The following is a 10533-nucleotide window of genomic DNA, read 5'->3' on the forward strand; positions in this document are numbered from 1 at the left end:
GAAGAGCTGTAGCTCTTAGGCGAAGCCCTTGAACTTGTCCTTGAAGCGCGAAACGCGGCCACCACGGTCGAGCAGCTGCTGGTTGCCGCCGGTCCAGGCCGGGTGCGTACGCGGATCAATATCCAGCGCAATCGTGTCGCCTTCCTTGCCGTAGGTGGAGCGCGTCTGGAAGGTCGAACCGTCCGTCATCGTCACAGTGACCATGTGATAGTCGGGATGGATGTCCTGTTTCATGTCTCTGGCTCCAAAAGGCGTGCGCGCGGGCGTGAACCCGTAATTGAGCGGCGGCTTATAACGGAGAGGGTGGCCAAGGGCAAGCGCCCGTCTGCTGCGCACTGCGCGGACATTTCCCTTGCCGCAGGGTGCCGCTAGACTAGCGGTCATGATCCGCACCGTCCTTGCCTCTGCGTTCGTCCTCGGCCTTGCGGCCTTTGCCATGGAATGGCTCGACTACAAGGCGTTCACGCGCCAATTCGCTGCGGAAATCTACATCGTTATCATTGCGGCGATCTTTGCCGCGCTGGGGGTCTGGGTCGGTATCCGTTTGACGCCGCGGAAGCCGTCTGAACCCTTTGCGGTGAACGAGGCGGCCCTCGCCTCGCTTGGCCTGACACGGCGGGAGCGCTCGGTTCTGGAATGCTTGGCTGCCGGGCAGACCTACAAGGAAATTGCCCGGTCGCTCGGTGTTACCCCCAATACGGTGAAAACCCATATTTCCAACCTGTTCTCGAAAATGGGGGTCGAGCGGCGGGGCGAAGCGGTCAATCTCGCCCGCGACCTGCGCATCCTCCCGTGAGGCCTCGCCGAAAGGGCTGATCCGGTCGATTTCACCCACAAGGGGGATAGGCGGAAGGTCCGAAAACCGCTTGGCTGTACCCACATTGCTTTCGCCTTGGGAGGGGCCGCACATGCTCAGAAGCATTCTCGTTTATGGAGCCGTTTCCGGAACGGTCGTCATCCTGGGGATGATCGCCGGCATGATGATGTCAGACGGCATGGGTTCACAGGCCGCAGGCTATCTCATCATGTTCATCGCCCTGTCGGTGATCTTTATCGGCATCAAGCGCCATCGTGATCTGAGACTCGGCGGCGTCATCAAATTCCTGCCGGCCTTCGGGATGGGCCTCGGCATCGCCGTGGTCGCGGGGCTGGCCTATGTCGTGACATGGGAAATCTATCTCGCCATCACCGACTATGCGTTCATGGAGCAATACATTGCGGCCTCGATCGAGGCGCGGCAGTCCGCCGGGATGAGCGGTGAGGAGCTTCAGGCCTATATCGCCCAGATGGACCAGATGCGGGACCAGTACGCCAACCCGGTTTTCCGCCTGCCGATCACCTTCCTGGAAATCTTTCCGATCGGCCTCGTGATCGCACTGGTCAGCGCCATCCTGCTGCGCAACCCACGCTTCCTGCCGCACCGGCCCACAGTCTAGGCCCGCTCTTGCCCGCTACCGGCTCGTGAGCTTCAGCTCGATGCGCCGGTTGCGGGCATAAGCTTCTTCGCTATTGCCGCTGGCGACGGGTTGGTGCTCGCCGAAACCGGCGGCGACGAGGCGGTTGGGCGGGACGCCGAGATCCTCAAACCAGTTCACCACCGAGATCGCCCGCGCCGCCGAGAGGTGCCAGTTCGAGGCATAGGTCGTGCGGATCGGGCGCGGGTCGGTATGCCCGTCGATGCGGATGATCCAGTCGATATCGTCCGGGATTTCCTCGGTCAGCTGGACAATCGCCTCTGCGATGGGGCGCAGACCCTCGCGGCCTTCCTGTGACAGGGCAGCGGATCCCGACGGGAAAAGCGTATCGGTATCGAAGACGAAGCGGTCGCCCTCGATGCGCACGCCGGACCGGTTACCAAGGATTTCCTGCAACCGCCCGAAGAAATCGGACCGGTAACGCGCCAGTTCGGCGACCCGGCTGGCGAGCGCGGCATTGAGGCGTTCCCCCAGATTGACGATCTGGCTGTCGAGCTCGGCCTCACGTGCCTCGGCGGCTTCGAGCAGGCTGTTGAGCTCGGAAATCTGGTCACGCAGCGCCTGCATCTGCAGGTTCATCGCGGTGATTTGGTCGATATTGGCCTGGTTGGCGTCCTGCTCAAGCAACAGGTTGGACTGAACATCCTCCAACCGCCCCAGCACGATCACCATCTGGTCAGACAGGTCGTCGCGTTCGGCACGGACCTCGCCCAGCGTCGCCTGCAAGGTCGTGATCTCGGTCGAGAGGCGCTGATTTTCGCCCTCGGCCAGTGCCAGCTCATCGGTCAGCGCGGCGAGCCGGTTGTTCATTTCGGCGAGTTGTTCGTCGCGTCCGGTCAGCGCGCGCGACAGGGCGAACTGCCCGGCGACGAAGATCGACAGAAGGAAGACGATGACGAGAAGCAACGTCGCCAGCGCATCGACGAAGCCCGGCCAGTAATCGCCGGAATCGGTGTCGGTAAACCGGCCGAGGCGCGGCGCGATCGACATGGGCCTAGCTCCGGTTCTGGCGCGATTGGGCCTCGATGGCGCGGATCAGCACCTTGATCTCGTCGCGCAATGCGCGGGTTGCTTCCTGCTGGCCGCTGGCGGCGTCAGACGCAATGCGGCGCATGACTTCATCGAGATCGCGCGTGTGCTTCTCCAGCGTGTGGGAGAGCCGGTCGAGCGTGTCGGCGGTCTGTTCGAGGAGCGCGCCAACATAGGCGGTCGAAACCTCGCCCTCGCTGGTCGTGGCCGGTCCGGCTGCCGACACCCGAGACAAGGAGGAGAGCCATTCCTCCACCTCGTTGAAGAAACGGTTCTGCGCCCGGCTGGCCTGGAGATCGAGAAATCCGATGACCAGCGATCCGGCGAGGCCGAAGAGCGAGGACGCGAAGGCCGTGCCCATGCCCTGGATGGGTTGTTCGATGGCCGACATCAGGCGCAGCACGTCGGCTTCACCGCCGGTGGAACTCGCCGTCACGGCACGCACGGCTTCGCCGACATCGGAGACGACCTGGAGCAGGCCCCAGAACGTGCCGAGAAGGCCGAGGAAGATCAGCAGCCGGCCGAAATAGCGCGTCATCGCTCCGGCTTCGGCCATGCGGGCAGCGAGCGAGTCGAGCACGGTGCGCACCGAGCCTGCCGACAGGCGCATGCGGGCATTGGTTTCGCCCATCATCGAGGCCAGCGGCGCGATCATGGCAGGCGGGTCGCCGAGCTTGGTTTCGGCGTCGGCGGTGCGGTAGCGCACCAGCCAGCGCGCTGCCGGTCCGATCGAGAAGGCCTGCAGGAAGGTGTAGACGATACCGATCAGGAGGACGGCAATGATAAGGCCGTTGATGGCGGTATTGGCCTCGAAGGCGTGGATCAACGGGCCGCGCAGGGCGAAGGCCAAAAGCGCGACAGCCAGCACGAAGACCAGCATCCAGACCACATAGCGGCCCGGCCCGGTGAATTTCACGGCCGGGACCGGCGCGTCTTCGGTCTCGTCTTCAAAGCGTCTGGGCATCGGGACTGTCCCCTTCCTCGATCATCCGAAGCGGTCTTGCCGTGCCAAGATGACGATTTAAGGGCGCTTTTCACAAGGGGCGATGGCATTCACGCTTAACGCCCGAACATGACCTCACCGGTGATTTCTCCGGTCTCGCGGTCGAACTCGCACGTCATGTCGCCACCCCGCATGCCGGTTGCCGGGTCATAGGGAATGAAGCTGATCCAGCCGTCCTGGTCATTTTCGTAGATCCGAACCCACCAGCCGCCGTCGTGAAAATCGTCCAAGAAGCCGTGGAGCCGTTCGCCGATTGCGTTGATGCAGCCATGCAGCGCCTCGATATGGGCCGGCGTCATCAGGTATTCGACCGGTTCCGGCGCAGGCGGGGGTGGTGTGTCGAACAGCATGCCGGGAAGTCTATCGCTCGTCCGAAGCAGATGCCAACTGGATTGGTGTCCCCCCTCACCCGGCCCTGACGGGCCACCCTCTCCCTCGAGGGAGAGGGTTGGAAAGCGCCACCTTATTCCCTCTCCCTTCAGGGCTTCGAGACAATTACGAAAGGCTCCAGTGGAGCGTTTCGAGGCGAGAAGGGTCAGGGTGAGGGGTCTTGTTTTGGATTGCGGCTTATCGGGCCGCGTCGAGTTTTTCTATCAGGCGGGCGAGCATGTCTTCATTGCCGGCAACAATATTGCCGGTGGAAAGAACGTCTTCGCCGCCGTCGATTTCGGCAATGAATCCGCCCGCCTCGCGCACGATGACCAAGCCTGCGGCAATGTCCCAGGCCTTCAGGTCGCGTTCCCAGAATCCGTCGAACCGGCCGGCGGCGACCCAGGACAGATCGAGCGAAGCCGAGCCATACCGGCGGATGCCCGCGGTCGCGCCCATCACCTGGTGGAGTTCTTTCAGGAAGCGGGCATGGCCCTTCTTGCCGTAGAACGGGGTTCCGGTTGCGATCACCGCGTCGGCGAGTTCCTTGCGGGCCGCGACGCGCAGACGGCGGTCGTTGAGCCAGGCCCCGGTGCCCTTCTCAGCATGGAACATCTCGTCCACGGCCGGATTGTAGACCACGCCCGCGACGATCTCGCCCATGCGCTCCAGCGCGATCGAGACCGCGAAATGCGGCTGGCCGTGCATGAAGTTGAGCGTGCCGTCGAGCGGGTCCACGATCCAGCGGTGGGTCTTGTCCGTCCCGGCGACCTCGCCGCGTTCTTCCATCAGGAAGCCATAGCCGGGACGCTTCTCGGAGAGTTCCTTGAAGATGACTTCTTCAGAGCGCCGGTCGGCGGCGGTCACGAAATCGGCCGGCCCCTTGCGCGAGACCTGCAGGTGTTCGATTTCACCGAAGTCGCGGTTCAGCGCACGGCCCGCCTTGCGTGCCGCGCCCTGCATGATCTGCATGAGGCTGGTGAGCTGTCCCACGTCCTAGTCCGCGCGGCGCACGTAGGAGCCGTCCTCGGTGGCGACGACGATCATTTCACCGATGCCGACGAAGGGCGGCACAGCCGTCCGAACGCCGTTTTCCAGCACCGCCGGCTTGTAGGAATTGGCCGCCGTCTGCCCCTTCACCACCGGCTCGGTATCGGTCACTTCCAGCTCGACATGCTGGGGCAAGGTGATGCCGATCGGCTTTTCCTCGTGGAATTCCAGCGTGACCATCATGCCGTCCTTCAGGAAAGCGGCCTGTTCGTCGCCGACCCAGTCACGCTGCAGCTCGATCTGCTCGTAGCTGTCGGTATCCATGAAGGTCAGTGCCTGGCCGTCGGCGAACAGGAACTGGTGGTCCTTCTGCTCCAGGCGCACGCGCTCCACCTTGTCGGCGGCGCGGAAGCGCTCGTTCAGCTTGCGGCCGTCGAGGAGGTTCTTCATTTCGACCTGGGCGAAGGCCCCGCCCTTGCCGGGCTTGACCGCCTCGGCCTTCACAACCGTCCACAGCGTATCCTGATGCTGGAGCACCATGCCCGGTTTGACTTCGTTGCCGTTGATTTTCATGTGGGGGAGTCCCGTCGTTCTCGAAATTCGCCGCGCGTCCTAACAGTCCCGCGCGCCAGCGGCAAGCGCGGCCTCAGCCGCCCGCCGCCTCAACGGCCTCGCGCCGCAAGCGCGCCGTCACGTCGGACGGCAGTACAGTTTCGAGGCGTTGGATCAACATGTCGCGGGTTTCATTCTCGACCGGCGCGCCGTCGAAATCGGTCCGCGCCATCCAGGCCCAGCCATAGGCGGCTTCGAGATTCTGCGTCACACCCTCACCACGCGCGAGCGCGTAGGCGTAGAGGAATTGCGATTCCGCGTCCCCACCTTCGGCCCCTTCCCGGAACCAGTAGGCGGCATTGACCAGGTCCGGCTCGGCCCCGTTCCAGCCCTGATAGAGCATCAGACCATACTGGCCCTGTGCCGGCGGATAGCCGGCCTCGGCTGACTGGCGCACCCAGCGCAGCGCCGTTTCGGCATCTTCCTCGCCGCCCTCGCCGGTCGCGGCCATCAGACCGGCTTGCAGTGCGGCTTCGGCGTGACCGGCCTCGGCGGCACGGACAAACCAGCGCCTTGCATCGGCCAGATCGCGCGGGCCGTGTTGCCATTCCGATCCCATCAGCGCGCGCTGATACATCGCCTCGACATCACCGAGTTCAGCCGCGCGTTCGGCCCAGTCGAGGGCTTCGGGTGCATTCTGGGGCACGTCGGTGGCCTTCAATGACAAGGCATAGGCCAGCATGGACGGCAAGTGCCCGCCAACCGCCGCGCGCCGGTAATATCCGCCTGCCGTTCCCGGCGTCAGGCCCGCCCGCCCGGCCTGCGCCAGCCGGCCCATCCAGTAAAGCGCAACCGGTTCTTCGGTATCGGCAGCCCGGCGGAACCAGGCCAGCGCCGCGCGGTCACTCGCCTGCGGCACGCGGGCCTCGGCATGGATAATCCCGGCCAGCGTCGCGGCCTCGGCATGGCCGCCCGCAGCGGCCGTCTCGGCACGCAAGAGCGCGGTCGCATACTCGCCGGACGCGTAAGCGAACTGGGCCTCGCCGAAGAGCGTGTCCATCGCCCCGCCGGACTGGGGCGGCGGCGCAAGAACGGGTTCGCTGACCGGGGCCTCGTCTTCCTCGCTTGCTTCCAATGCCTCGTTCTGAAGCTCCTCGTCGATGAGTTCGAGCGGGGCCGTGACCGGCGGGACAGCCGGGCTTTCAGCCTCGGCATCGGTCGCGTCCTGCGCGGCGGCGGTGCCGCCCGTCATCAGGACAGCGGCAACAAGGGCAATCGAAAATACGCGCATCACTCGGCTTTCATCAAATCCGCAAACGCCTTCACGGCGGCCACCGGGCCGTCCCGATAGGTCCAGACGCCGCCGCTGACGGCGAGGAAGTCGGCTCCGGCCTCGATCAGCGGGCGGGCATTCTCCACCGTGATGCCGCCAATCGCGACGCAGGGGATTTCGAAGATTTCCGACCACCATTCGAGAAGCGCGATATCGGCACGCGCCTTGGGCGATTTCGTGGCGGTCTCGAAGAAGGCTCCGAAGGCGACATAGTCCGCGCCGCGCTCGCCCGCCTGCATGGCGAGATGGCGGCTGTCGTGACAGGTCACACCGACGATCCGGTTCGGGCCCACCGTGGACCGTGCATCCTTGTAGGTGCCGTCGGTCTGGCCGATATGCACGCCGTCCGCGCCCAGCTCGGCGGCGAGATAGGGGTCATCATTGAGGATCGCCGCGACGCCACGCTTCTGGGCGGTGCGCACCAGTTCGGGGGCGAGGCGACGGATCTCGTCCGGGCTGTGGTCCTTCAATCGGATCTGCAGGGCCGAGACCGCACCCGTATCAAGCACCTGGGCAAGGACATCAGCAAAGCCGGGCGCGATGCGCGGCGGGGTCAGAAGATAGAGCTGGCAGGACATGGGCGCGATTTAGAGCGCAAAAGTGCCGCGTGGGAAAGCGCGGCGGCCAGTTGGGCCGGCTAACCGGCCGCGCAGCTCGTGTCGATCAGCAACTGCGCGCCGAGCGTTTCGCCGCCGCGCATCGCCCGGACTTGGCGGCGGCCATAGTCGGCGCTAACCGCATCCGGATAGGCAAAGCAATACCAGGGCGCGTCTTCATTGCCGGCATTGGTCATCGGGTGTTCGAGCGTCAGCGCCGGGACGACATGTTCGAGGAAGAAAGCGCGCTCGCGTTCCGTAAAGTCGATGAAGGGGGCGAGCAGATAGGCCCCGTCCGCGCCCTCGGGCGGCGGTCCCTGCAACAGATCGCCCGCGCGCGGCTCGGCCTGCGGGTCCATGCCGGGCTTGGTCTGGGCGAGCACGGGTGACGCAACGGCCAGTCCGAGACAGAGGGCGATCAAGGTCTTCATGCGCAGCAGTCTAGCTGCCCTCTGTTTTAGGGCAACTTACGCGGTCCCACCAAAAGGCGTGGCACCCACACCCCAACCCTCCCCCAAGGGGGAGGGCGTCTTGGCGCTTATCCCTCCCCTTTGAGGGGGAGGGCAAGGGTGGGGTGAGAAACCGCGTCGAGGCCGCGTGAAACTGGATACCTGCTTTCGCAGGAACCCCGGTTTTCTTTCAGTAAGGAGATGCGGTCCCGGCCTCCGTGCCGGGACCTACCGGTCCTTGCTGGTTCCGCGTCATTCCCCGGCTTGTCCGGGGAATCTCATTGTCAGGAGATGCCCCGCATGAAGCGGGGCATGACGCAAAAACTGAAAGCCCCCTCGCCCCTTCGGGCCACTCCCCCGTAAACAGTGGGAGAAATGGGCTCTGCTACTTCCCGCCTTCCAGCGCTTCCGTCCATTCGCCGAGTGCGGCGAGTCCGTTCATGTTGGCGCGGTGGTTGAAGGCTTTCTGGCCCGCCTTGACGTCCATCGCCTTGCCCCAAGCTTTGAGCGGGGCGGCCTGCAGCGCGCGGCCATAGGAGAAGGTCAGCGGCCAGGGCAGGTCGTAGGACGAATTCATCGCATTGAGGTGCGCGGTCGCTTGCAGATCGCTTTGCCCGCCCGAGAGGAAGGCGATTCCCGGCACGGCGGCCGGCACGCAATTGGCGAGGCATTGCACGGTCATGTCGGCGACTTCATCCACGCTCGCCTGGTCGGAACATTTCTGTCCGGCGATGACCATGTTGGGTTTGAGGATCGTGCCTTCGAGCTGGACATTCTGCTCGAAGAGTTCGCGATAGAGCGCCTTCAGGGTGAATTCGGTGACCTCGTAGCAGCGCTCGATCGAATGGTCGCCATCCATCAGGACTTCGGGTTCGACGATCGGGACAATGCCGGCTTCCTGGCACAGCGCGGCATAGCGTGCGAGCGCGTGGACATTAACGTCGATGCAGTATTGCGAGGGGATGGCTTCGTCACCGCCGCGACCGATATCGATGACCGCGCGCCATTTCGCGAAGCGCGCACCGAGCTCGTAATACTCTTTCAGGCGCTCGCGGAGGCCGTCGAGACCTTCGGTGACCTTCTCGCCTGGAGAAAGGGCGAGGTCTTTCGCGCCGGTATCAACCTTGATGCCCGGAACGGCTCCGGCATCCTCGATCAGCTTGACCAACGTGGTGCCGTCGTCGGACTTCTGGCGGATGGTTTCATCATAGAGGATGACGCCAGAGATATGATCCTTCATCGCGGGCGCGGTGCGGAACAGCATTTCGCGCCAGTCGCGGCGGTTGGTTTCGGTCGATTCCAGCCCGATCGTGTCGAACCGTTTCTTGATCGTGCCGGTCGACTCGTCGGCCGCCAGAATGCCCTGTCCGGGCGCGACCATGCGCGTCGCAACGTCGTTGAGTGCTTCGAGATCCATGTCCCTGATTTCCCCCGATTGATCCGTCCTGCCCTTGGTTGACGGCAGGTTAGTCCTTATCCATGAGCGCGGCTACGCCGGGCAATTCCTTGCCTTCCATCCATTCGAGGAAGGCCCCGCCAGCGGTCGACACGAAGGTGAAGTCGCGCGCCACGCCGGCATGATTGAGCGCGGAGACCGTGTCCCCGCCCCCGGCCACGGCGATGAGCCCGCTTTCCTTGATCCGTCCGGCGGCATATCGGGCCGCCTCGACTGTCGAGGTATCAAAGGGCCGCGTCTCGAACGCGCCCAGCGGTCCGTTCCAGATCAGAGTCTTCGACGCGTCGATGGCATCGGCCAGTGCGTCGACCGTCGCCGGGCCGCAATCGAGGATCATCCAGCCGGCCGGAACCGCGTCGGTCTCGACTGTCTTGTGTTCGGCGTCCTCGGCAAATTCGCGGGCCACAACCACGTCCGTCGGCAGGATGAGTTCGCAGCCGGAATTGGCGGCCTTACCCATGATCGAGCGGGCGGTTTCGGCAAAATCGCGTTCGACCAAGCTCGCGCCGACTTCCAGCCCCTTGGCCGCGAAGAAGGTGTTGGCCATCGCCCCACCGATGAAGAGGCGGTCGACCTTGTCGAGGAGGTTGGTCAGAAGCTCGATCTTGGTGGAGACTTTCGCCCCGCCGACAATGGCGATGACCGGGCGCTCGGGGTTTTCCAGCGCCTGCGCCAGGTGATCGATCTCGCGCTGCAGCGCCAGACCGGCATAGGCCGGCAGGTGATGGGCAACGCCTTCGGTCGAGGCATGGGCGCGGTGCGCAGCGGAAAAGGCATCGTTGACGTAGAGATCGCCCAGCGAGGCGAGCTTCAGCGCGAAGGCCGGGTCATTGGCTTCCTCGGCGGCGTGGAAGCGGGTGTTTTCCAGCACCAGGACCTGGCCGGCTTCCATCGCGGCGATGGCCTCGCTCGCCGGCGACCCCATGCAGTCATCGGCGAAGGCGACGGGCGCGCCGAGCTGTTCGGCGAGTTCGTCGGCGACCGGTTGCAAGCTCTCGGCCTCGCTGCGCTGACCCTTCGGACGGCCAAAATGGGAGAGCAGGATCACCTTCGCGCCATTGCGTTTCAGGTATTCAATGGTTGGCAGGGCGGCGCGGACGCGGGTCGCGTCGGTGATCTTGCCGTCCTGCATGGGCACGTTGAAGTCCACGCGGACCAGGACCCGCTTGCCTTCGACACTGGCGTCCTCGATGCGGCGAAGAGTCATGTTTCAGTTCCTCGAACGGGCCGCATCAGCGGTGTTTCGACCCCCTCCCCCGCCGGGGGAGGGTTGGGGTGGGG

General features: G+C 64.5%; 13 protein-coding genes. 2 read left to right on the forward strand and 11 right to left on the reverse strand.

The annotated features are described in order from the left end of the window. Positions 1–15 precede the first annotated feature (15 nt). Complete coding sequence (gene rpmE, locus V0U35_RS07650) at positions 16–234, reverse strand: 50S ribosomal protein L31 (RefSeq protein ID WP_330196092.1); 219 nt, start codon at positions 232–234, stop codon at positions 16–18. A gap of 148 nt (positions 235–382) precedes the next feature. Here rpmE and V0U35_RS07655 point away from each other — a divergent pair, with 148 nt between their 5' ends. Together V0U35_RS07655 and V0U35_RS07660 are read left to right on the forward strand one after the other, a co-directional pair. After that, on the forward strand, positions 383–796 hold the full coding sequence (locus V0U35_RS07655) for a response regulator transcription factor (protein WP_330196093.1): 414 nt from the start codon (positions 383–385) through the stop codon (positions 794–796). A gap of 112 nt (positions 797–908) precedes the next feature. Further along, positions 909–1436, forward strand: a complete 528-nt coding sequence (locus tag V0U35_RS07660) for a DUF4199 domain-containing protein (protein WP_330196094.1) — start codon at positions 909–911, stop codon at positions 1434–1436. 15 nt (positions 1437–1451) lie between these two features. Here the strand turns inward: V0U35_RS07660 and V0U35_RS07665 are convergent, their stop codons facing one another. The 10 genes from V0U35_RS07665 to V0U35_RS07710 all read right to left on the reverse strand — a co-directional run bounded on the left by V0U35_RS07665 (position 1452) and on the right by V0U35_RS07710 (position 10459). Further along, entirely contained in the window at positions 1452–2465 is a 1014-nt protein-coding gene (locus V0U35_RS07665) for a peptidoglycan -binding protein (RefSeq protein ID WP_330196095.1), read from the reverse strand. 4 nt (positions 2466–2469) lie between these two features. Continuing rightward, positions 2470–3468: a hypothetical protein gene (locus V0U35_RS07670; RefSeq protein ID WP_330196096.1), complete on the reverse strand. Its 999-nt coding sequence runs from the start codon at positions 3466–3468 to the stop codon at positions 2470–2472. 95 nt (positions 3469–3563) lie between these two features. Beyond that, positions 3564–3857, reverse strand: coding sequence for a hypothetical protein (locus V0U35_RS07675; protein ID WP_330196097.1), 294 nt, complete (start codon positions 3855–3857; stop codon positions 3564–3566). A 217-nt stretch (positions 3858–4074) separates the two neighbouring features. After that, positions 4075–4869 (reverse strand): inositol monophosphatase family protein, encoded by a 795-nt coding sequence (locus tag V0U35_RS07680; protein WP_330196098.1) that lies wholly within the window; start codon positions 4867–4869, stop codon positions 4075–4077. Between the two features lie 3 nt (positions 4870–4872). Beyond that, complete coding sequence (efp, locus tag V0U35_RS07685) at positions 4873–5439, reverse strand: elongation factor P (protein WP_330196099.1); 567 nt, start codon at positions 5437–5439, stop codon at positions 4873–4875. A 73-nt stretch (positions 5440–5512) separates the two neighbouring features. Continuing rightward, positions 5513–6709: a tetratricopeptide repeat protein gene (locus V0U35_RS07690; protein WP_330196100.1), complete on the reverse strand. Its 1197-nt coding sequence runs from the start codon at positions 6707–6709 to the stop codon at positions 5513–5515. Further along, positions 6709–7329, reverse strand: coding sequence for a thiamine phosphate synthase (gene thiE, locus V0U35_RS07695; RefSeq protein ID WP_330196101.1), 621 nt, complete (start codon positions 7327–7329; stop codon positions 6709–6711). The genes V0U35_RS07690 and thiE overlap by 1 nt, the downstream gene beginning before the upstream one ends. Before the next feature lie 59 nt (positions 7330–7388). Next, positions 7389–7778: a hypothetical protein gene (locus V0U35_RS07700; protein ID WP_330196102.1), complete on the reverse strand. Its 390-nt coding sequence runs from the start codon at positions 7776–7778 to the stop codon at positions 7389–7391. A 403-nt stretch (positions 7779–8181) separates the two neighbouring features. Beyond that, positions 8182–9213: a class I fructose-bisphosphate aldolase gene (locus V0U35_RS07705; protein ID WP_330196103.1), complete on the reverse strand. Its 1032-nt coding sequence runs from the start codon at positions 9211–9213 to the stop codon at positions 8182–8184. A 49-nt stretch (positions 9214–9262) separates the two neighbouring features. Next, entirely contained in the window at positions 9263–10459 is a 1197-nt protein-coding gene (locus tag V0U35_RS07710; protein WP_330196104.1) for a phosphoglycerate kinase, read from the reverse strand. Between the last annotated feature and the right edge of the window lie 74 nt (positions 10460–10533).

This window comes from Hyphobacterium marinum (genome assembly GCF_036330325.1).
In the GTDB taxonomy this organism is placed as follows: Bacteria; Pseudomonadota; Alphaproteobacteria; order Caulobacterales; family Maricaulaceae; genus Hyphobacterium; species Hyphobacterium marinum.